This is a genomic window from Micromonospora sp. NPDC048842 (assembly GCF_040649935.1).
Lineage (GTDB): Bacteria > Actinomycetota > Actinomycetes > Mycobacteriales > Micromonosporaceae > Micromonospora > Micromonospora hortensis.
Genome location: NZ_JBEZGK010000002.1, coordinates 195,003 through 216,842, shown reverse-complemented (window position 1 = coordinate 216,842; position 21,840 = coordinate 195,003). Strand labels below are relative to the sequence as shown.

General features: G+C 70.1%; 17 protein-coding genes and 2 tRNA genes. 5 read left to right on the top strand and 14 right to left on the bottom strand.

Features of this window, described 5'->3' with window-relative positions; genetic code table 11:
- Positions 1 to 135: 135 nt before the first annotated feature.
- Genes AB0C19_RS03495 through AB0C19_RS03485 form a run of 3 tightly spaced genes read right to left on the bottom strand, consistent with a single transcriptional unit; the run spans position 136 to position 2,549 of the window.
- The gene (locus AB0C19_RS03495; protein WP_357178754.1) at positions 136 to 789 is read right to left on the bottom strand and encodes a GAP family protein; all 654 of its coding nucleotides are present in this window, start codon (positions 787 to 789) and stop codon (positions 136 to 138) included.
- Between the two features lie 51 nt (positions 790 to 840).
- Positions 841 to 2,229 carry an MFS transporter gene (locus tag AB0C19_RS03490; RefSeq protein WP_357178751.1) on the bottom strand — a complete coding sequence of 463 codons (1,389 nt, stop codon included), beginning with the start codon at positions 2,227 to 2,229 and terminating at the stop codon, positions 841 to 843.
- A 59-nt stretch (positions 2,230 to 2,288) separates the two neighbouring features.
- Positions 2,289 to 2,549, bottom strand: coding sequence for a hypothetical protein (locus tag AB0C19_RS03485; RefSeq protein ID WP_196920384.1), 261 nt, complete (start codon positions 2,547 to 2,549; stop codon positions 2,289 to 2,291).
- A 217-nt stretch (positions 2,550 to 2,766) separates the two neighbouring features.
- Between AB0C19_RS03485 and AB0C19_RS03480 the strand changes: the two genes are divergently transcribed.
- The gene (locus tag AB0C19_RS03480; protein ID WP_357179483.1) at positions 2,767 to 7,209 is read left to right on the top strand and encodes an HAD-IC family P-type ATPase; all 4,443 of its coding nucleotides are present in this window, start codon (positions 2,767 to 2,769) and stop codon (positions 7,207 to 7,209) included.
- Between the two features lie 578 nt (positions 7,210 to 7,787).
- Here AB0C19_RS03480 and AB0C19_RS03475 read toward each other — a convergent pair.
- Positions 7,788 to 8,999 (bottom strand): DUF418 domain-containing protein, encoded by a 1,212-nt coding sequence (locus tag AB0C19_RS03475; RefSeq protein ID WP_357178747.1) that lies wholly within the window; start codon positions 8,997 to 8,999, stop codon positions 7,788 to 7,790.
- 111 nt (positions 9,000 to 9,110) lie between these two features.
- Between AB0C19_RS03475 and AB0C19_RS03470 the strand changes: the two genes are divergently transcribed.
- Together AB0C19_RS03470 and AB0C19_RS03465 are read left to right on the top strand one after the other, a co-directional pair.
- Entirely contained in the window at positions 9,111 to 9,869 is a 759-nt protein-coding gene (locus AB0C19_RS03470; protein ID WP_357178744.1) for a TetR/AcrR family transcriptional regulator C-terminal domain-containing protein, read from the top strand.
- Positions 9,870 to 10,169: 300 nt separating this feature from the next.
- Positions 10,170 to 11,033, top strand: a complete 864-nt coding sequence (locus AB0C19_RS03465) for an alpha/beta hydrolase (protein WP_357178741.1) — start codon at positions 10,170 to 10,172, stop codon at positions 11,031 to 11,033.
- A gap of 209 nt (positions 11,034 to 11,242) precedes the next feature.
- Here the strand turns inward: AB0C19_RS03465 and AB0C19_RS03460 are convergent.
- From AB0C19_RS03460 to gyrB, 6 genes are all read right to left on the bottom strand, one after another.
- Positions 11,243 to 11,318, bottom strand: a tRNA-Ala gene (locus tag AB0C19_RS03460).
- A gap of 42 nt (positions 11,319 to 11,360) precedes the next feature.
- Positions 11,361 to 11,489 carry a DLW-39 family protein gene (locus tag AB0C19_RS03455; RefSeq protein ID WP_209444550.1) on the bottom strand — a complete coding sequence of 43 codons (129 nt, stop codon included), beginning with the start codon at positions 11,487 to 11,489 and terminating at the stop codon, positions 11,361 to 11,363.
- Between the two features lie 42 nt (positions 11,490 to 11,531).
- Positions 11,532 to 11,605: transfer RNA gene (locus AB0C19_RS03450), tRNA-Ile, on the bottom strand.
- Between the two features lie 150 nt (positions 11,606 to 11,755).
- Complete coding sequence (locus AB0C19_RS03445) at positions 11,756 to 12,670, bottom strand: DUF3566 domain-containing protein (protein ID WP_357178738.1); 915 nt, start codon at positions 12,668 to 12,670, stop codon at positions 11,756 to 11,758.
- A 4-nt stretch (positions 12,671 to 12,674) separates the two neighbouring features.
- Entirely contained in the window at positions 12,675 to 15,197 is a 2,523-nt protein-coding gene (gene gyrA, locus AB0C19_RS03440) for a DNA gyrase subunit A (protein WP_357178735.1), read from the bottom strand.
- Between the two features lie 130 nt (positions 15,198 to 15,327).
- Positions 15,328 to 17,274, bottom strand: a complete 1,947-nt coding sequence (gyrB, locus tag AB0C19_RS03435; RefSeq protein ID WP_238687640.1) for a DNA topoisomerase (ATP-hydrolyzing) subunit B — start codon at positions 17,272 to 17,274, stop codon at positions 15,328 to 15,330.
- Positions 17,275 to 17,796: 522 nt separating this feature from the next.
- Here gyrB and AB0C19_RS03430 point away from each other — a divergent pair.
- Complete coding sequence (locus AB0C19_RS03430) at positions 17,797 to 18,351, top strand: hypothetical protein (protein ID WP_357178731.1); 555 nt, start codon at positions 17,797 to 17,799, stop codon at positions 18,349 to 18,351.
- On the opposite strand, the gene AB0C19_RS03425 is transcribed toward AB0C19_RS03430, so the two are convergent.
- Positions 18,336 to 18,824: a MarR family transcriptional regulator gene (locus AB0C19_RS03425; protein WP_357178729.1), complete on the bottom strand. Its 489-nt coding sequence runs from the start codon at positions 18,822 to 18,824 to the stop codon at positions 18,336 to 18,338. The genes AB0C19_RS03430 and AB0C19_RS03425 overlap by 16 nt on opposite strands.
- Positions 18,825 to 18,949: 125 nt before the next feature.
- Here AB0C19_RS03425 and AB0C19_RS03420 point away from each other — a divergent pair, with 125 nt between their 5' ends.
- Positions 18,950 to 19,177, top strand: coding sequence for a hypothetical protein (locus AB0C19_RS03420; protein ID WP_357178726.1), 228 nt, complete (start codon positions 18,950 to 18,952; stop codon positions 19,175 to 19,177).
- 9 nt (positions 19,178 to 19,186) lie between these two features.
- Here the strand turns inward: AB0C19_RS03420 and AB0C19_RS03415 are convergent, their stop codons facing one another.
- The 3 genes from AB0C19_RS03415 to gnd are packed head-to-tail and all read right to left on the bottom strand — an operon-like array spanning position 19,187 to position 21,804.
- On the bottom strand, positions 19,187 to 19,792 hold the full coding sequence (locus tag AB0C19_RS03415; RefSeq protein WP_357178723.1) for a DciA family protein: 606 nt from the start codon (positions 19,790 to 19,792) through the stop codon (positions 19,187 to 19,189).
- Positions 19,782 to 20,915 carry a DNA replication/repair protein RecF gene (gene recF, locus AB0C19_RS03410; protein WP_357178720.1) on the bottom strand — a complete coding sequence of 378 codons (1,134 nt, stop codon included), beginning with the start codon at positions 20,913 to 20,915 and terminating at the stop codon, positions 19,782 to 19,784. The genes AB0C19_RS03415 and recF overlap by 11 nt, the downstream gene beginning before the upstream one ends.
- Before the next feature lie 16 nt (positions 20,916 to 20,931).
- Positions 20,932 to 21,804: a phosphogluconate dehydrogenase (NAD(+)-dependent, decarboxylating) gene (gnd, locus tag AB0C19_RS03405; protein WP_357178718.1), complete on the bottom strand. Its 873-nt coding sequence runs from the start codon at positions 21,802 to 21,804 to the stop codon at positions 20,932 to 20,934.
- Between the last annotated feature and the right edge of the window lie 36 nt (positions 21,805 to 21,840).

Genomic DNA, 21,840 nt, shown 5'->3' with positions numbered 1-21,840 from the left:
ATCCCGTCGTCGCGCAATCGGCCCAGCACCGCACGGCCCAGATTGCCGGACGCCCCGGTGACCAGAACCCTCATCTCGTCCTCCCACTCGCTCGATCTGACCTTGACGAAACGGCGTGGCATCCCGGGCGGCGGCTCACCCCGACCGGATCAGGTCCACCACTGTGAGCAGCGCGAAGAACGCGATCACGATCTCGTTGACGATCCAGGCGTGCCCTTCGGCCCACTCCCGCATCCGGGTCAGCACCCGCGAGGCCCTGCTCCCCAGCAGCAGCAACGCCAGCAGAGGCAGCGCGAGCAGGAGCACTGTGAGCAGCACGAACGGCACCAGGTGCCACCACGGCAGATCATGTCGGGCCACGCTCGCCCCGACGGTGGCCATGGTCAGGTCGTCGGTCGGCGTCGCCACGAAGAGCAGCGCACCCAACCGCAGCGCCCGCGACGGACCGGCATGCTCGATGCTCCCCAGCCAGCGCGGCGGCCCGGAGCGGTCCCGGCGAACCCAGATCAGCACGGCCAGGCACACCAGCAGCGCCAGCACCACCAGGTCGATGGCGGGGCCGCGATCGACCTTCCCGGCGACGGCGCTGGCGTCGGCGGCCACCCCACCCACCAGCTTGGTCAACAACCAGGCCACCGTCACCCCGGCGGCGACCACCAGCCCCGCACCGGCGAGGAAGCCCAGCGACGCCGCCCGGGGCCGATCCGACGACGCCAGGAAGACCGCCACCACCAACTGCGTTCCGGCGACCATGACCACGGCGAGCGGCAGAATGGTCAGGAGGTTCATCGCCCGCCATCCTTCCGGCACGAGCGGGTGGGACGCGGCCGAATCCACGGATCACCCGGCCGGTCGCGCACCCCCGCCCACCACGACCCGGCCGGCCAGCAGCGCCCCGAGCAGCGCCAGGCCTGCGGCCACCACCAGCGTCGTCGCGTAGCTGGCCGGGCCGGGCGCACTTCCGGTCGCCAACACGGCCCCGGTCAGCGCGAGCACCGTCGCCGCGAAGAGGGAGTCGCTCAGTTGCAGTGACGAGCTGTTGCGGCCCTGCTCACCCGGTGCGGACAGCTCCAAGGTGAGCACCGACAACGACGGATAGAGCAGCCCCATGCCCAGACCCGCGATCGCCCAACCGAGCACGGCGACGGTCACCGGAAGCTCGGGCCGGACGGCCAGCGCCACAGTGACGGTGCCGACCGTGATGCAGGTCAGCCCGGCCCGCGGCAGGCTGGCCCGCGACGCCGGCACCGGGATCCGGCCCTGCAACCAGGAGCCCGCCGACCACGCCAGCGCGCCGACGGTGAGGACCAGACCGGCCGCCGTCGGCGACAGGCCCCGTTCCCGGGAGAGCATGAGCGGGATGACCACCTCAGCGCCGACGAAGGCCGCCGACGCCAGACCACGCAGCCCCACCACTGTGGGCAACCCGCGCGCGGCCCGGAGGAACCCGGCCGGCAGCAGTCGCGGGGCACAGACCAGCAGGCCGACCACGGCGAGCGCGACAAGACCCAGAGCTGTGACACCGCGCTGCTGTCCCCCGATGTGCAGCAGTGCGGCACTCACAGCGGCCCCGCACGCCCAACCGATCCGCGCCACCGCACCCGTCGGCGGGCGCGTTGTCGCACTTCGGCCCAGCGACCGCAGGCCGGGGTGGATCAGCAGCACCGCCGGCACTGCCACCGCCGGCACCGCCAGGAAGACCCACCGCCAGCCCAGGTACTGCACGATCAGGCCGGCGACCGCCGGCCCGACCAGCGACGGTACGACCCACGCCGCCGCGAACGCCGCGAAGATCCGCCGGTGCAGCTCCTGCGGGTACGCCTGCCCGACGATCACATAGAGCGCCACCGAGAGCAGCCCGGAGCCGAAACCCTGCACGACCCGCCCGACGACCAGCGCGCTCATCACGGGGGCGGTCCCGGCGATCAGCAACCCGACCACGAACCAGGCGACGCCGTGCCACATCGGCCCTTTTGGACCCCGCGCGTCGCACCAGATGCCGGAAACCACCATGGCCAGCACACCGGTGGCGAACGGACCGCCGAACGCGATCCCGTAGAGCGCCAACCCGTCCAGGCTGCGCGCGACGGTCGGCATCGCCGTACCGACCGCCAACGCCTCGAACGCGAGGAGTGAGATCAGCGCGACACTGCCCACCGTCATCGCGCGCAGCCGCGGTGCGAAGAGGCCCGGTGCGGCGGGTGTGGCGGTGACGGCTGTGCTCGGCATCGACCGAGCATGCGACCTCAACCCTGATTCATGTCAACCGTCCGGTGACCTGGCTCTCGTCAGGCGTCCTGCAGCGCCTCCCCGACACCGCGCACCAGGCCGGAAAAATGCTGGTCTGCCAGCAGGTGACCGGCGGTGATCACCACAGCGATCGGCCACTCGATGACCTGTAGCGCGGCGAGCACCCCGAGCCCGGCGTAGTAGGCGACCTTGTCCGGTGGTGGCACCGCCACCTCACCCAGCATCGGCAGTTGCACCCGCCGGTTGTACATCGTGACGTTCTCCCGTGAACCGTTGAGATGTCGCGTCAGCGTGCTCATGCCGGCCTCCCCTGTCCGGTGATGGTCGTCGGGTTCCACGGCCCACCCCGTCCATGCGCCAGCGACTGCGGAAAATTCCGCCACTCAGGGGGCATAACGGATGGCAGGTCGGGAAGCCAGGCCGCCGGACGTGAGTGCGGTGGGAGGACGACATGGCCAAGGTCAGGACGAGCGGCAACAGGGAGCCGGGCCGGCGCCCGTCCAGCCGTACGCCTCGATGACGGCGGCGGGTCGCGCTGCCGGCCGCATCCTGCCGTCCTTCGGCGTGCCGCACCTGGTCGGCGAGGCGTCCCGGTCGGTCAGCTCGGCCGCGGTCCGGCTGGCCCGAACGGCCGGGCTGACGCGGCGTCGGGTCTGGTCCCGACCGGGCCGGCACCACATCGAGGTGCACGGTGTCTGCCAGGACGGTGGCAACCGGCTGGCCCGTCAGGTGGAGGGCGCACTGGAGCAGATGCCCGGGGTGGCCTGGGCCCGGGTCAACGCACCCTCCGGCCGGGTGGTGGTCGCCGTCCAAGCCCCCGAGCCGACGTTGCGCGACCTGATCGCCACCATCGACCGCGTCGAGCGGACCTGCGACCACGAACCCGACCCGGAGATCCCACCGCCGCACCCACCGGAGGAGGGGCCGCGCACGCCGCGCACCCTCGGCGCGCTCGCCTCGGACGCGTTGGGCCTGACCATCTCGGCGGCGACCCGGATCCTGCCGTTCGCACCGCTGCCCGGTGAGGTGGCGGGCCTGCTCTCCGCAGTGGATCTTCAGCCGAAGCTGCACGAGTTCATCGGCAGACGGCTGCGCTCCGACCCGCGCGCCGACATCCTCTTTCCGCTGGCCGAGGCGGTGGTGCAGGGCTTGACCGGCCGCTGGACGGGCATCGTCCTGGACGGCGCCCAACGGGTCGTGCAGTGGGGTGAGGATCGGGCCCAACTCTCCGCCTGGGAGAAGGCCGAGCCACGGCTGACCGGCGACGCCGAACGGGCCACCGCCCGCTGGCCGGTGATCGAACGTCCGCGGCCGAAGCCGGACGGCCCGGTCGAGCGGTACATCAACCGCATGCTCGCCGCCGGCGCGGCCGCCGGTGCGGCGGCGGTGCCGTTCGCCGGCCCGAAGCGGGCCACCGCGCTGGGCCTGTCCGCGCTGCCGAAGGCGCCAGGCAGCGGCCGCGAGGGGTACGCGGCTCAGCTCGGCCGGATGCTGGCGCGGCGCGGTGTGATCGCGATGGACCGGAGTGTGCTGCGCGAACTGGACCGGATCGACACGCTCGTGCTCGACGCCGCTGTGCTCGGCTCGGACCGGGGCGTACTGGCCGATCTGGCGCCGGCGCCCGACGCGGACGTCGACCAGGTGGCCGAACGGGCGTTCGCGTTGTTCGACCCCGACGAGCCGTCCGCTTCCCGGACGGCGGACGGCTGGCGGCTCGGGCCGCTGGAGAAGATGCCCGCGAACGACTCGGACATCCCGGACGCGGCCCGGTTGCGGTCCGCTGGCGGCCAACTCCTCGGCCTCGCCCACGGCGACCGGCTCGCCGCCCTGTTGCGGGTCGAGCCGGAACCCGCGCCGGGCGTCGACGGCCTGCCCGCCGCCGCCCGACATGCCGGCCTGCGGCTGGTCGTCGCCGGCGGCGACGAGCAGCGGTACGGCTTCGCCGACGCGATGCTCCCCGGCGGCGACCAGTTGACCGAGTCGGTACGCGCGTTGCAGCGCGACGGCGCAGTGGTGATGCTGGTCTCCGCGGACCGGAAGGCACTCGGCGCGTCCGACTGCGGTCTCGGGTTCGCCGCTCCGGAGGAGCTGCCGCCCTGGGGCGCGCACCTGCTGGTCGGTGCCGACCTGCGGGTGGTGGCGCTGGTGATCGAGGCGACCGGGGTGGCCCGGCGTACGGCTCAACAGAACATCCGGCTGGCCATGGCCGGCACCGGTCTCGGGGCGTTGGGCGCGTTCACCGCCCCACCGACCCAGCTGCCGCACCGGGCGCTCGTCGCGGTCAACGGCGCGGCCGGGCTGGCCTTCGCCAACGGGGTCTGGCAGGCCCGCCGGTTGCACGACCAGTCGGACACCCCGGCGCCCGTGGCAACGGCCTGGCACCTGATGCCCGTCGGCACCGTGCTCGACCACCTGCGCTCCACCCCGGACGGCCTGGCCAGCGCCGAGGCGCAGCGCCGACGCCACGGTTCCGGTGACAACGGCGGCGCCGCACCCGGAAGTGGCGGGCTGCTGCGTGCCTTCGTGGACGAGTTGTCCAACCCACTCACTCCGGTGCTGGCCGCCGGGGCGGTGCTCTCCGCGTCGTTCGGCTCACTTGTCGACGCCGCGCTGGTGGGCAGCGTGGTCGGTGGGTCCGCCCTGATCGGGGCGGTGCACGAACGCAACACGGAAAGGTCGCTGGCGGAGCTGCTGTCGCGCTCGGCGGTGACCGCCCGGGTCCGCCGGGACGGTGCCGAGCAGGTTCTCGCCGCCGAGGACCTGGTCCTCGGAGACGTCATCGCCCTCGAACCGGGCGACTCGGTGCCCGCAGACTGCCGGGTGCTCGAGTCGGTGGGCCTGGAGGCCGACGAGTCGTCGCTGACCGGTGAGTCGCTGCCGGTCGCCAAGTCCAACCGACCGGTGGTGGCCGCCGCCATCGCCGACCGACACTCGATGCTCTACGAGGGCACCACAGTCGCCGCCGGGCACGGCACCGCAGTGGTGGTGGCGACCGGGTCGGACACCGAATCCGGCCGCAGTCTCGCGCTGGTCAAGCAGGACCCGCCGGCCAGTGGAGTGGAGGCTCGGCTCGGCGCGTTGACCAGCGCCGCCATCCCGTTGGCGGCCGGTTCCGCCGTGGCGGTGGCCGGCGCGGGCCTGCTTCGAGGCGTACCCCTTGCCGAAACGGCGGCGACCGCCGCGAACCTCGCCGTGGCGTCCGTGCCGGAGGGGCTGCCGTTCCTGGTCAGCGCGGCGCAGCTGGCCGCGGCCCGGCGGCTGGCCGAGCACGGCGCGTTGGTCCGCAACCCGCGCACCATCGAGGCGCTGGGCCGGGTGGACGTGCTCTGCTTCGACAAGACCGGCACCCTCACCGAGGGCAAACTGCTGCTGGCCGGGGTCGGCGACAGCGTCGGCGACCGGTACGCCCCGCTGGACCGATTGGACGACCGACTCCGGATGACGCTGGCCGCGGCGCTGCGGGCCACCCCCGCCGCGAAGAATCCGGAGGAGTTGGCGTTGCAGACCGACCGGGCGGTCCGGCGGGGCGCCGGCGAGGCCGGGGTGGTGGAGCAGACCGGTGCCGCCGGGTGGCGGGCCGCCGGGGGCCTGCCGTTCGAGCCGTCCCGCGGCTACCACGCCAGCATCGGACAGACCGACGGTCACCTGTTGTTGAGCGTCAAGGGTGCTCCGGAGACGGTGCTGCCGCGCTGTTCGTCCCGACGCATGGACGGTCGTCAGGAGCCGCTGGACGACGCCGGTCGCGCGGAGCTGGAGCGGATGCTCGCCGACCGGGCCGGTGCGGGAAACCGGATCCTGGCAGTCGCGGAGTGCCCGGTGAACGACCCGAAGGTGACGGACTCCGACGTTCGAGGGCTGACCTTCGTGGGTTTCCTGGCCCTCGCTGACGGTGTCCGGGCGAGCGCGGCCCCGGCGGTACGCCGGATCCGGCAGGCCGGCGTGCACACCATCATGATCACTGGGGATCACCCGGCCACCGCGGAGGCGATCGCCGCCACCATCAGTGAACACGACGAACAGCGGGTGGTCACCGCCGCCGAACTCGACAAGCTGGACGACGACGCGCTCGCCGAGCGGTTGGCCAACACCGACGTGGTGGCCCGCTGCACCCCTGCGCACAAGGTGCGGATCATCCAGGCGTTGCAGAAGTGCGGGCGGACCGTGGCGATGACCGGCGACGGCGCCAACGACGCCCCGGCGATCCGGCTGGCCGACGTCGGCATCGCCCTCGGTCAACGGGGCACCCCGGCCGCCCGCGCGGCAGCCGACCTGGTGGTCACCGACGACCGGCTGGAAACCATCATCGCCACCCTGATCGAAGGGCGGGCCATGTGGTCGTCGGTGCGGCACGCGCTCAGCATCCTGGTCGGCGGCAACCTCGGCGAGATCGCGTTCAGTGTGCTCACCGCTGCCGCGACCGGCCGCTCCGCGCTCACCGGACGACAACTCCTGCTTGTCAACCTGCTCACCGACCTGGCGCCGGCGCTGGCCATCGCAGTCCGGCCACCCGCGTCGGACCGCACCGACGCGCTGCTCCGGGAGGGCCCGGACACGGCGCTCGGCGAGAGCCTCACCAGGGAGATCGGGCTGCGGGCGGCAGCCACCACGCTGGGCGCGACAGCAGGCTGGACGTTGGCCCGCTACACCGGACGCCGTCAACGGGCCGGCACCGTCGCCCTGGTCTCCCTGGTCGGCACCCAACTCGGGCAGACCATCCTGGCCGGCGGCACCAGCCCGGCCGTGCTGGCCTCCACTGCGGCGTCACTGGGAGTCCTGGTAGTGGTGGTGCAGACCCCCGGGGTGAGCCAGTTCTTCGGCTGCACCCCGCTCGGGCCGGTGGGCTGGACCATCGGGGCCGGGTCGGCGCTCGGCGCGACCTTCGCCAACGGCGCGCTCACCAAGCTTGTGGAACGTCTCCCGGAGGCCCACCCCAAGGCCGCCGGCGGCTCCGAAGGTTGACTGGCGGCGTTCGCAGCGAAGTGCGTGATGTCCCTGAGTCATCATGATGCCCCTGAGTCATCACGCTGACCGCAACGGGATCGCCCCGACCGGCAGCGCCATCACCGCCCAGGACAACCTCATTGATTTCGATGGCTAACCTGACGCCATGCCGTCGTTCTTGGCCAACGGGACTCGTCCAAAGGTCTGGCCATCCCTTCCGCTGTCGCTGCTGCTGCCGTGCAGCTTGCTGATACTGATAGGCATCACCGATGACCGCCAGCCGCCCCCACCGGCCGGCGTACTGATGCCAGCGACGGTGGTCGCGGTGGAACCGGCCCACGGCGCCCAGGGCGCCTACGTGCAGGTACGTGTCGTCACCGCCGACGGACCGACCACCTGCGGTATCTACGCGCACTCGTTCCCCGACCGGCAGCTTCCGCCGCTGCACCAGCAACTGACCATCGACTACACCCCGGCCAGATGCATGCCGAAGCCAGTCAACACCGAGATGCCCCGAGGCGTGATCGTCGCCATGGGCGCCATTGGACTGGCGGCGTCGCTCTTCTGGCTTTGGGCCGGTCCCCGCTTCCGGCGGCTCAACCGCAGTCGATTCCTCGGGGCCGGTAGGTCAGGCGGCGCAGGACGATCTCGGCGGGTCCGGGCTGCTTGCGCTTGTCGAGCTGGCGGGCGATCAGGACGGTGGCCAGCCAGACGGCCACCGCGATGAGCAGACCGGTCACCGTGGGGCTGCCGAACCGGTCGCCGAGGGCGAGCGTGAAGGGCGCAAGGAGAACGAGCCAGGCCACCGACTGGAACAGGTATCCCGACAGGGACCGCTGACCGAGGGCGGCGAGAGCGCCGACGACGGTGCCGGATCGGCTGACCCGCAGGGCTATCAGGCCGAAGACGGCCACGTAACCCGGTCCGGCGAACATGCCGCTCGCCCCATGCAGCAGCATCATCAGGCTGGCGGCTGATTCGTCGACGTGCAGCCATCCGGCACCGACCAGGGCTGCCGGTAGGCCTCCGGCGACGGCGACGCCGAGACCGATGACTGCGGTCCAGGTGAGCAGGGCCCGGTGCCGAGCCGGCTCTTCGAGGATCCGGCGCCTGGCTGCCCACATGCCCAGCCAGGCGATCATGATGAAGGGCAGGACGGTCAGCGTGTGCGCCGGCCACTCGCCGAGGCGTTCCAGCATGGCCGCGACGTAACCGGGCGCGGCGAGGGAGTCGACGTGGCCCGACGGCAGCGGCGCCGACCCACCCGACCCTCCGAGGATGCCGCTCACCACCATGGCGCCGATGGCCAGCACCTCGACCGCCGACAGCGCCCAGAGCACCAGCGCTATGCGGTGGAACCTGTCGCTGCGGCGCAGCAGCAACACTGTCATCAGGATCCCGACGATCCCGTACGCGCCGAGGAAGTCCCCGTAGTACAGCAACGCGGCGTGCACGAAGCCGAACACGACGAGCCAGAAGTTGCGGCGCAACAGCACGGAGCGGACCTGCCTCGGGGTGGCTCCGGAGGCGTCCTGGCGGCGGGCGAGCTGGACCAGCCCGTAGCCGAACATCACGGCGAAGACCGGATAGCCGCGCGCATGGACGAGTTCGAAGAGCAGAAAGTTGAGGCCGCGGTCAACGCCTTCCGGCGTGGCGTCGAGGCCGGGCTCCCCGGCGAAGACGACTCCGGCGACGTTGGCCAGCGCGATGATCAGCAGCATCGCTCCCCGGGCCAGGTCCGGCGCGAGGGCACGCTCGGCGCGCAGCACCGGCCCTCTCGAAGTCCGCGGTGCGGTGTCAATGCTCATGGACGTCCCTCCCCGTGACTCAACTATAGTTTCAGAGAGAAAGTATCAGCCGTACACTAATGCTGTCTGTCATGATGTGGACGTAACCTTCCGGGGCGAACGTGGGAGCCCATGACCAGCGACGATTTCGTTCCGGCGCCACTGCGCCGGCTGTGGGGGATGTCGGAGTCGTCGCGCCTCGGACGGCCCGCGTCCCTCGACGTCAACGTGGTCGTCGCCGCTGCGGTGAAGATCGCCGACCGGGACGGGCTCGACGGCGTGACGCTTCCCAAGGTCGCCACGAGCCTCGGCTTCACGAGCATGTCGCTCTACCGGCACGTCGGCTCCAAGGACGAACTGCTCACACTCATGGCCGACGCCGCCTTGGGCCCACCGCCGAACATCGACGCCCCTGAGTGGCGAGGAGGGCTGCGCCGTTGGGCCTTCGCGCACCGCGCGGTGCTTCAGCGTCGGCCGTGGTTGACGCGCGTGCCCGTCGCCGGACCGCCCTCCGGGCCGCACCAGATCGCCTGGATGGAGGCCGCGCTGGCGATCATGTCCGACACCCTCCTCGACTGGGCGCACAAGATCGGCGCGATGTCACTGATCAGCGGCTACGTGGTTCAGTCGGTGCGGCAACACAGCGAACTCGCCGACGGCAGGGCTGAAGGCCAGGGCCAGGCCGACGCCGAACGCGACTACGGCCGGGCGCTGGCGCGACTCGTCAACCCCGACCGCTTCCCCGAGACAGCCCGGCTGTTCGCCTCGACACTGTTCGAGGCGCCGCCGTCCGACACTCCCGACGAGGCGATCGCCGACGCGGACTTCTCACTCGGGCTGGAGTTGATCCTCGACGGCGTCGCCGTCCGCGTCGCGCGCTCCGACCCCTGAGTACGGATGGCTGTACTTGCCTGCCTTTGGTCTAGCGTGCACGGCGCTGAGGTACTTCGATGTACCACAGCGCCGCAGGGAAGGGACGGAACCCTCATGCCGAGGATCACCGTCAGTCGCGCCCTGAACGCTAGTGGCCTTGTGCGCCGTATGAAGATTGAGATTGATGGGCAAGTCGTGGCACGCCTGAGGCGTGGAGCCGTCGCTTCCCCCTCAAGCCCATCCCCCTGTGAGTCCGCACAGCGTGGAACGGGCCTGCTTCCCGGTGTCAATGCTTGAGGTGGTGGCATGGTGCTTCCGATGATCCTGGTGCAGGATGCAGCGGTGAGGTCGATCTATCGGACTCCTGCGGGCAGGGACAGCATCCGTCAGTGGTGCGAGGAACAGCTGAGTGCCTGGCCGGTCCAACACGATCGACACGTGATTCGCGTCCAAGGCGAGGACACGCACGTCGTTACCGCTGGCGCAGGCCCGGTCACGGTCGTATTCGTCGGTGGAGACCGCTTCAGCACGGCCGCCTACCTGCCGTTGCTCACAGCCTTGACTAAGCGGTACCGGGTGGTCGCTGCTGACGTTCCGGGCCAGCCTGGATTGAGTTCCGGTGAAGCGGATGCCGCCGGTGGCCGGCTCACGTGGTACGGCTCATGGCTGGGAGAGGTCATTGAGGAAACCAGCGTCGGGCCGGTCGTGGTGTTCGGGCATTCGTTCGGCGGCGCTGTCGCGCTTACGGCAGATCATTCGCGGATTCACGGCAAGGTCGCCGTGGCTCCGGGAGGGCTGTGCCGACTCAGGGTCACTCCCCGTGTGTTGTTGGCGTTCCTGAGCTGGCTGGTGCGGCCACGGGCTGCTTCGAGCCTTCGTCTGCTGCGAATCCTGTCTGCTCCCGGCCGAGAGCCCCGCACCGACCTCGTGGAGTGGATGACGTTGGTCGCCCGACACGCCCGTCCGGTGAGTTCCGATGACCTCGTACCGGCGGTGGCGCGCACGATGCCGGTCGTGATCGCAAGCGGAGACCAGGACGTATTCCTGCCGCCGAACCGACTGCGTTCAGGCGCACAACAGCGGCTCCATGTTGACCCTGACATTATTTCCGCCGCCGGCCACTTGGTCACCGATGAGCATCCCGATCAGCTCGCCGCGCTGGTCGGCCGGCTAGTCGACTAACGCTCAAACACTCTCGCGGCGCGGTAGGCGCTTCCGGTGAGGGCGTCGGCTGCCGCCTGGGCGCCGTTCGCGGCTACCCAGAAACCGCCGGGCTGCTTTCGGCAGGCGCAGAGTTTCTGTGGCCATGTCCCGCTGGCGAGGGTTCGCCACGCTGCCTCAGCGTTGACCGGATTCTCGGGCAGGAGGGACGGTATCAACCGGGAAAGTGCTGGTGGAGCCCAGGGGACTCGAACCCCTAACCCCTGCCTTGCAAAGGCAGTGCTCTGCCAGTTGAGCTAGGGCCCCGCGGGTGGCCTTGGCGACGATCGCTCGTCGCCGGGCCGAGCGTCAGCGCAGGTCGGGCGCGGTGGTCGCCTCGTGCCACAGGGCACGCTCGTCGTTCGACGCCTTGATCTTGTTGAACACGACGGCGGCCACACCGACGACGCCAGCCAGAATCAGCAGCTTCTTGAACATGGGGCGACCCCTCGCGCTCGACTACCGTCGGACGACATGCGGTGGGGCTAGATGGAATCGAACCATCGACCTCAGAGTTATCAGCTCTGCGCTCTAACCGACTGAGCTATAGCCCCGCGTTGCGACGAGCAAGATTAACCCATCCGCTCCGCCGGCCCCAAATCGGGGTCCGCGCTTGCGAGCCAGGCCGTCGCCGCCTGCAAAACCTACCCGAGTACGGGACGCCGGAGCGACCGCTTTCCGCGGTGCCCCGGCGTCCCGGTCACTCAGTCCCGCTCGGCGAGGGTCAGCTCGATCCCGCCGACCAAGTCGGCGCAGACGTTGTAGACGAACGCGCCAAGGGTGGCCAGCGCGGTGAACAGCACCACGTTGACCAGGCCGATCAGCGCCGAGCTGAGAATCACGCCCTTGGCGGTGATCTGGAAGCCGCTGGTGCTCTGCCCACCACCGGCGTTGACCAGATCGCTCAGGCTCTCGTTGACGCTCTGGAACACACCCATCGCGTCCAGCGCCAGGTAGAGCACCGAGGTGGCCACCACCACGACGATGAAGAGCACCACCGACACCGCGAATGCGAACTTCATCACGGACCAGGGGTCGATCCGCTTGAGGTTCAGCCGGGCCCGGCGCGGGCCGCGGGAGGCGGCCGAGCTGACCGACGTACGCGCCGCACGCACCGCGTCACCGACGCGGGCTGCGCCGACGGCGGACGCGTTGCCGATGCCCGGCGGCAGGCCACCGCCGCTGGCCGGGCGGCCGGCAGCGGCGGCAGTACGTGCCGCGTCCGGCTGCGGCTGGGTCATCCCGGGTGTGATCCGCGGCTGGGTGCCGGTGGACCCGGTGGACGCCGCCTGACCGGGTCGGAGACCGATCGGCTGGGTGGTCGCCGGACGTGCCGAGGGTGCCGCCGCCGGACCCGGAGGACTGGCGGCGGCCGACGTCGGCGCCTCGGCGCTGGGCGTCTCGGTCTTGTCGTTGGACTCGCCATCGTCGCCCGGCTGCTCCGGCGGGGGTGTCATACCTGGAGCCCTGGTGAACTTCGGGGCAGGCGCGTCGGCGGGGACCGTCGCCCGGCCCACGGCCGCGCGGCCGGTCGCTGGTGTGCCGCCCTTGGCGGCCTCCTCGTCGACCGGTTTGGCCGAGGTCCCCGAGTTCCCCGACTTCGCCTGTGTCTCCGTCATTCAACTAGTCCTGTTCGTCAGGCTCGTCGGCATTGCGAGCAATCGCCACGATAGTCACGCCGTCCGGGAGGTCCATCAGCTTGACCCCCATTGTGTTCCGGTCACGCGTACGCCGTACAGGCTTCACCGGAGTCCGAATGACACCACCGTTGCTGGTGATCGCGAACAGCTCGTCGTCCGGATCGATCACCACCGCGCCAACCAGACCACCGCGCCGTTCGGTGATCTTTGCAGTCAACACGCCCTTACCTCCCCGGCCCTGCACCGGGTATTCCTCGATCGGGGTTCGCTTCGCGTATCCCCCGTTCGTGGCCACCAGAACGTCCAAACCATCCCGCACGACTTCCATGGCGAGCAGGACGTCATCGTCAGTGAAGCGCATGCCGATCACGCCCGAGGTGGCCCGACCCATCGGCCGCAACGCCTCGTCCGAGGCGTTGAACCGGATCGCCTGTGCCTTCTTCGACACCAGCAGCAGGTCGTTCTCCGGCGCAACCAGCGCAGCACCGACCAGCTCGTCCTCATCGCGCAGGTTGATCGCGATGATGCCGCCGGAACGGTTGGAGTCGAACTCCTCGAGCCGCGTCTTCTTCACCAGGCCGTTCTTCGTGGCCAGTACCAGATAGGGGGCTACCTGGTAGTTCGGGATCTCAATGATCTGCGCGATCTGCTCGTCGGGTAGGAAGGCGAGCAGATTGGCCACGTGTTGGCCCTTGGCTACCCTACTGGCCTCCGGCAACTCGTACGCCTTGGCCCGGTAGACGCGGCCCTTGTTCGTCAAGAACAAGATCCAGTCGTGGGTCGAGCAGACGAAGAAGTGGCTGACGATGTCGTCCTGCCGCAGCGTGGCGCCACTGACGCCCTTGCCGCCGCGCCGCTGGGAGCGGTACAGATCGACCTTGGTCCGCTTGGCGTACCCGGTGCGGGTGATCGTGACGACCACGTCCTCGCGGGCGATGAGGTCCTCCATCGAGACCTCGCCGTCGAACGGGATGATCTGCGTCCGCCGGTCGTCGCCCCACTTGGTGACGATCTCGCCCAGCTCATCCGAGACGATCTTCCGCTGCCGCTCGGGCTTGGCGAGGATGTCCTTGAGATCGGCGATCTCGATCTCGAGCTTCGCCAGGTCGTCGATGATCCGCTGCCGCTCCAGGGCGGCGAGCCGGCGCAGCTGCATGTCCAGGATCGCGGTCGCCTGGATCTCGTCGATCTCCAGCAGCCGGATCAGGCCCTGCCGGGCGTCGTCCACCGTCGGCGAGCGCCGGATCAGGGCGATCACCTCGTCCAGCGCGTCCAGCGCCTTGCCCAGGCCGCGCAGGATGTGTGCCCGCTCCTCGGCCTTGCGCAGACGGTACGCGGTCCGCCGGCGGATCACGTCGATCTGGTGCTCGACGTAGTAGCGCAGGAACTGGGCCAGGTTGAGCGTGCGCGGCACCCCGTCGACCAGGGCCAGCATGTTGGCGCCGAAGGTCTCCTGGAGCTGGGTGTGCTTGTAGAGGTTGTTCAGCACGACCTTCGCGACAGCGTCGCGCTTGAGCACCAGGACGATCCGCATGCCGGTACGACCGGAGGACTCGTCGCGGATGTCGGCGATCCCGGCGAGCTTGCCCTCCTTGATCAGCTCGGCGATCCGCTCGGCGAGGTTGTCCGGGTTGACCTGGTAGGGCAGCTCGCTGACGACCAGGCAGGGGCGGCCCCGCTTGTCCTCCTCGACCTCCACCACTGCGCGCATCCGGATCGAGCCGCGACCGGTGCGGTACGCGTCCTGGATCGCCGTGGTGCCGACGATCAGGCCGTGGGTCGGGAAGTCCGGGCCCTTGACGATGCCGAGCAGGGCTTCGAGGGTGGTCTCCTCGTCCTCCTCCGGGTGCTCAAGGCACCACTGCACCGCCGCGCCGATCTCCCGCAGGTTGTGCGGCGGGATCTTGGTGGCCATGCCGACCGCGATGCCCTCGGAGCCGTTCACCAGGAGGTTGGGGATCCGCGACGGCAGGATGGTGGGCTCCTTGGCCCGGCCGTCGTAGTTGTCCTGCAGGTCGACGGTGTCCTCGTCGATGTCCCGCAGCATCTCCATGGCGAGGGGGTCGAGCTTGCACTCGGTGTATCGCATGGCGGCGGCAGGGTCGTTACCCGGCGAGCCGAAGTTGCCGTTGCCGTCGACCAACGGGTAGCGCAGCGACCAGGACTGCGCCATCCGGACCAGCGCGTCGTAGATCGCCGAGTCGCCGTGCGGGTGGAACTGACCCATCACGTCACCGACGACACGGGAGCACTTCACGTAGCCGCGGTCCGGACGGTAGCCGGAGTCGAACATCGCGTAGAGGATCTTGCGGTGGACCGGCTTGAGGCCGTCCCGGACGTCCGGCAGCGCGCGACCGACGATGACGCTCATCGCGTAGTCGAGGTAGGAGCGCTGCATCTCCACCTCGAGCCCGACCGGTTCGATCCGGTCGTGCGCGACCACCGCGGCGATGGCCTCGGCGGGGACCTCGGGCTCGTTCGGTGTGGACTCGGGAGAATCGGTCACTGTATACCCTTATCAGACTCAGAGTCGTTTTCGTGCTGTGGATAACCGCTGTGGATACCGGCCAAGCTGTGGATAACTGTGTGGACCGTCGGATCGGCCGGGCAGTGCCCGACCGATCCGCAGCAGTCCGTCAGATGTCCAGGAACCGCACGTCCTTGGCGTTGCGCTGAATGAACGACCGGCGCGCCTCGACGTCCTCACCCATCAGCACACTGAACAACTCGTCGGCGGTCGCCGCGTCGTCGAGAGTGACCTGACGCAGGGTACGCGTCGCCGGGTTCATCGTGGTTTCCCACAGCTCGGGATAGTTCATCTCGCCGAGGCCCTTGAAGCGCTGAATGTCGTCCGGCTTGGCGTTCGGCTTCTTCTGCTGCCGCAGCGCGATCAGACCGTCCCGCTCGCGGTCGGAGTACGCGTACTGGGCGTCGTCGCCCTTCTTGTTCCACTTGATCTTGTAGAGCGGCGGGGCGGCCAGGTAGACGTTGCCCATCTCGACAAGCGGACGCATGAAGCGGAACAGCAGGGTGAGCAGAAGCGTCTGGATGTGCTGGCCGTCGACGTCCGCGTCGGCCATCAGCACCACCTTGTGGTACCGCAGCTTCTCCATGTCGAAGTCGTCGTGGATGCCGGTGCCCAGCGCGGTGATCAGCGCCTGGACCTCGTTGTTCTTCAGCACCCGGTCGATCCGGGCCTTCTCCACGTTGAGGATCTTGCCGCGGATCGGCAGGATCGCCTGGGTCCGTGGGTCGCGACCCTGCTTGGCCGAGCCGCCGGCGGAGTCACCCTCGACGATGAACACCTCGGACTCGCGGGGGTCGGTCGACTGGCAGTCGGCCAGCTTGCCCGGCATCGAGCCCGACTCCAGCAGCGACTTGCGCCGGGCCAGCTTGCGCGCCTGCTGCGCGGCGATCCGGGCACGGGCCGCCTGGGACGCCTTCGTGATGATCATCTTGGCCTCGGCCGGGTTGCGGTCGAACCAGTCGACAAGCCGGTCGTTGCAGACCCGCTGCACGAAGCTCTTCACCGGGGTGTTTCCCAGCTTGGTCTTGGTCTGACCCTCGAACTGCGGGTTGGCCAACTTGACCGAGATGATCGCCGCGAGCCCTTCGCGAATGTCCTCGCCGGAGAGCTTCTCGTCGCCCTTGAGCAGCTTCTTGTCGGTGCCGTAGCGGTTGACAACGCTCGTCAGCGCGGACCGGAAGCCCTCCTCGTGGGTGCCGCCCTCGTGGGTGTTGATCGTGTTGGCGAAGGTGTAGACCGACTCGCCGTACGACTCGTTCCACTGCATGGCGATCTCGAGGGACATGCCCTCCTCTTCGGCCTCGAACTCGACCACTGTCTTGTGGATCGGGCTCTTCGAGGCGTTGAGGTGCCGGACGAAGTCCGCAATGCCGCCCTCGTAGTAGAAGGTGACCTCGCGCTGCCGGCCGTCCTCCTCCTCGGCCACCCGCTCGTCGAGCAGGTGGATGCGCAGGGCGCGGTTGAGGAAGGCCATCTCCTGCAGGCGCCGGTAGATGGTCTGGAAGTCGAAGTCGACGGTCTCGAAGACGTCGGGGTCGGGCCAGAAGGAGACCGCCGAGCCGGTGCGGTCGGTGGCCTCGCCCTTCTCCAGCGGGCTCGGCTTGGAGTTGGTGTAGTGCTGCCGCCACACGTTGCCGGACTTGTGGATCTCGACGAACATCTTGGTGGAGAGCGCGTTCACCACTGAGACACCGACGCCGTGTAGACCGCCGGAGACCGCGTACGCCTTGCCGTCGAACTTGCCGCCCGCGTGCAGGATGGTCAACGCGACCTCGACACCCGGCTTCTTGAGCTTAGGGTGAAGGTCGACGGGGAAACCACGGCCGTTGTCGGTGACCCGGACGCCGCCGTCGGCGAGCAGCACCACGTCGATGGTGTCGCAGTATCCGGCCAGCGCCTCGTCGACCGCGTTGTCGACGACCTCCCAGACGAGGTGGTGCAGACCGCGCTCGCCGGTGGACCCGATGTACATACCGGGCCGCTTGCGAACCGCCTCCAGCCCCTCGAGAACGGTGATCGACTCTGCGCCGTACTCCTGCTTGTCCTGCGCTGCCACCCTCGGCCACTTTCTCGCGTCAGCCGCGCCGGTAGGGCGCGTCGGGCGCGGGTTCGGCGGACAGGACGCGACGTCGGCGCGCGGACCGGCACCGGAGAACTCCGGACAGCGGGTCGAACGCGCCGGTCGCCGCGGTTGCCCGCGGATCGCGATCGGCTCGACCCGACGTGGAGAATGAATCTGGGGCCACCGGCCCCGTCCCACTCCCGCACCGGGTCTTCGTCTCACTGTCAATCCTACTGTGCGCGGGGGACAGAACCACCACTCGGCACCCTCAGCGAGGCGGCTGAGAAGTCCATAGCCGGCAGAACCCCGCCGCCCACGACTCCCCCCACACGCCAGGCCCCCATCGCACGCGCCGCCCCGGAACGGGTTGACCCGCGGTCGGGCGGGTCGGGGGTCGCGGCCGAAGCGTCAGTGCCGTACGTTTGCGGCGCCCCGGAACCAGCCTTGATCTTTACCGGTTGGAACCGGGACGATCGACCCGATCGACCCGACACGTGCTCTTTTAAGAGGTGACAGATGGGGCTGGACAACGTCGCGGTGCACTGGCCGCGGACCGGCCGCTTCTACGATCCGGTCGCGCCGGCCGAGTTCGTCGACTTCGGCGAGATCGTCGACCTGCCGCGTATCTCCGCGCCGACCGCGGCGCTGGCCGAGCTGATCGCGAAGACCGGCACCATCCGGGCTACCGCGTACACCGAGTTGGTGGATCTGCTTCTCGGCCTGGAAGGTGTGTTGTACGCCACAGACGCAGCCGCCGAGGACGAGGACCCGGTGATCGACCCGGACGGCTGCTCCTGGATCGCGAGCGGCATCGAACGGTTCGTGGCCGCCCACCGCGCGACCGGCGAGTCGGTCACCTTCGAGTCGGTGAGCATCGTGCTGCGCTCCCTGCTCGGCGACGGTCGGTTGGCCGAGCAGCAACTGCGCTGGTTGGAGAGCCGGCTCGACGCGCTGCGCGACGAGCGCGGTGACCCGCCGCAGTGGAACTTCACCTGCGCCGAGCTGGGCGTGCTGGCCGCGTTCTACCGGCGCTGCGCCGAGCGCGGGTTCGCCGTCTACGCCGACGCCTGAGCCGCCGAGTCGGTCTCCGAGGGTGCCGGTCGGTTGGCGGCCGAGATCAGCTGCGTGAGCACCGCGTGCAGGTGTTGCAGGTCCTCGACGGGCAGCCCGAGCCGCTGCACGATCGCGGCCGGGATCAGCTCGGCCTGACTCCGTAGCGCGGCACCGCTGGCGGTGAGGGTGACGGCGAGGCTGCGCTCGTCGCTCGGATCGCGTTCCCGGCGCAGGTAGCCGGCCGCCTCAAGACGCTTGAGCAGGGGTGACAGCGTGCCCGGGTCGAGCTGGAGCAGGCGACTGAGGTCGCGGCCGGACAACGGCGCGTGCTGCCAGAGCGCCAACATCACCAGGTACTGCGGGTGGGTCAGCCCCATCGGCTCCAGCAGCGGCCGGTAGACGGCCACCACGCTGCGTGCGGCGACCGAGAGGGCGAAGCAGACCTGCTGCTCCAGGGCCAGCGGGTCGACGCCGTCCGGTCGTTCGCTCATCGGTTGCCCTCTCTCCGCACGGTGACTATCGTACCGATCATTGGTACACCAACTATTGGTGCCCCAAAGGTTTGCTCGTGCGACGGGCGAGAACCGGCGAGGCGACGCGGGGAAGAGGGCGGCAGATGAGCGAGGACAGCGCGATCACCAGGGCCCCCGGCGAGGGCGGCCGATTGATGCGTTGGGCCTTCCGGCACCTCGCCGGCCCGGCCGAGGGTGTGCAGGGCGCGGTACAGGGCGGCTCGGCCGAGGCCCGCGAGGCGTGGAAACGTGACCTGGCCGAGCGCAAGCGCTTCACCCGGGAGCAGCGGGAACGCAAGCGGGCAGCCCGCGAGGCGAACCGGCGCGGCTGAACGGCCGGCTCAGCCGTACGTGTCGCGTGGACCCCGGCCGCGGACCCGGCGCGGGCCCTTCCCCCAGGAAGGCGCTGCCGGGCCGTGAATGTGCAGCTTGCGCACCACGTTGTGCCCGACCTCGCTGGCGATCTGCTTGAGCAGCGAGCCGGCGAGCAGCCGCAGTTGGGTGGCCCAGGCGGTCGAGCGCGCCTCCACTGTCAGCTCGCCGTTCTCCAACTTCACCGGGCGACTGTTCTGCGCTACCTCCGCGCCGACGACCCGCTCCCAGGCGCCGAACACTGTGGCCTCGGCGGCCGGCTGCTGCCAGCCGCGCGCCTTCACCAGCCGGTTCAGCACGGCGCTGAGCGGTTGCGGATCGCGCGGATCGGGGCCGGGGCCGGAGTAACCGCGCAACCGCCGCCCCGAGCCGCCGGCAGCGTCGCCGCTGCCGGGAGTACGCCGGGCGCGGGACGCCGCCTGCCGTCGGGACAGCGCGGCGTCGAGCACCGCCCGGGCCAGCTCCGGCCCACTGGCGGCCGCCGCCGGCTCACCGCTCGCCGACTCCGCCTTAGGAGTACGCGCAGCAGGGGCATCGCCCGCCGCTGGCCGATCGGTGCCTGGCTTATCCGACACGGCGTACCGTCCCTTCGCCGACCTGGTAGCGGGTGCCGCGCAGGGCGGCCGGCACGTCGTCGTCCACAGCGCAGGTGACCAGCAGCTGACTCGCCCCGCCGACCAGCTCCGCCAACCGCTCCCGGCGGCCGGTGTCCAACTCCGCGAAGACGTCGTCGAGCACCAGCACCGGCTCGATGCCGTCGGCGCGCAACAGGTCGTACCCGGCGAGCCGCAACGCGAGGGCGAACGACCACGACTCGCCGTGGCTGGCGTACCCCTTGGCGGGCAGTGGACCGAGGCTCAGCGCCAACTCGTCGCGGTGTGGGCCGACCAGGGTGGTGCCCCGCTCGATCTCGGCGGAGCGGGACGCGGCCAGGGCTGCCGTCAGCGCCTCGGCCAGCGCGGCCCGATCGGTGGTCGGCTCGGCCAGCTCGACCGAGGGCCGGTAGGTGATGCTCGCCGCACCCCGACCGGCGGCAACCGCGTCGTAGGCCTTGGCCACGTGCGGGGTGAGCGCTGCCACCAGCTCCAGACGGCCGGCGAGCAGCTCCGCACCGTGCTGGGCCAGGTGGGTGTCCCAGACCGCGAGGGTGCCGAGGTCGCCACCCCTGGAACCACCGGTCTTACGGGCCAGGTACGCGGTGCGCAACAGGGCGTTTCGCTGTTTGACGACCCGCTCGTAGTCGGCCCGCACGCCCGCGAACCGGGGCTGCCGATTGACCAGCAGGTCGTCCAGGTAGCGGCGGCGCTCGGCCGGATCGCCCCGGACCAGCTCAAGATCTTCCGGGGCGAAGAGCACCAGCCGGAGCGCCCCGAGCACATCCCGGGCCCGCCGTGCCGGTGAGCGGCCCAGTCGGGCCCGGTTGGCCTTGCCGGGCACGATCTCCAGCTCGACAAGGAGTTCGCGGCCGTCGTGCACCACCGCGCAACGGATCACCGCGGACGTGGCGCCCATCCGGACCAGAGGCGCGTCGGTGGCGACCCGGTGCGAGTCCAGGGTCGCCACGTAGCCCAGCGCCTCGACAAGGTTTGTCTTGCCGACGCCGTTGGCGCCGATCAGGACGTTCGCTCCCGGCTGGAGGTCGACGGCCACCCGCTCGTACGAGCGGAAGTCGACCAGTTCCAGCCGGTGAACGTACACAGGTTGTGGATACCGCTCAGCGCTTGTGGACGGCGTGGCCACCGAACTGCTGACGCAGCGCGGAGACGGCCTTCATGGCGGGCGAGTCGTCCTGCCGCGAGGCGAACCGGGCGAACAACGAAGCGGTGATGACGTTCAGCGGCACCGCCAGCCGGACCGCCTCGTCGACGGTCCACCGGCCCTCGCCGGTGTCCTCCGTGTAGCCGCTCAGATCGGCCAGCTCCGGGTCCTCGTCGAGTGCCCGGTCGAGCAGGTCGAGCAGCCAGGAACGGACGACGGTGCCCTCCCGCCAGGACTTGATGACGCCCGGCACGTTTGTCACCAGCTCCGAGGCGGCCATCAGCTCGTAGCCCTCGGCGTAGGCGTGCATCAGGCCGTACTCGATGCCGTTGTGCACCATCTTCGAGTAGTGCCCGGCACCGACGGGGCCGGCGTGCACGAAGCCGAACTCACCCTCCGGCTTGAGCGCGTTGAAGATCGGCATCAGGCGGTCCACGTGCTCCTGGGCGCCGCCGACCATCAGCCCGTAGCCGTTCTGCCGGCCCCAGACGCCGCCGGAGACCCCGACGTCCAGGTAGCCGATGCCCCGCTGGTTGAGTCGCTCCGCGCGGGGCGCGTCGTCACTGAAGCGCGAGTTGCCGCCGTCGATGATGATGTCGCCCTCACCGAGCACCTCGGCGAGCTCGTCGATCGTGGCGTCGGTGACACCGGCGGGCACCATGACCCAGACCGCGCGGGGCGACTCAAGCTTCTCTGCCAGGCCCGCGATGGTCGTAACGTCGCTGATCTGCGCGTTGTGGTCGAAGCCGACCACCTCGTGCCCGGCCGAACGCAACCGCTCCCGCATGTTGCCGCCCATACGGCCGAGTCCTACTAGGCCGAGCTGCATGTGTTTCTACCTCCGTGGATCTGGGTGTTGCTGGGC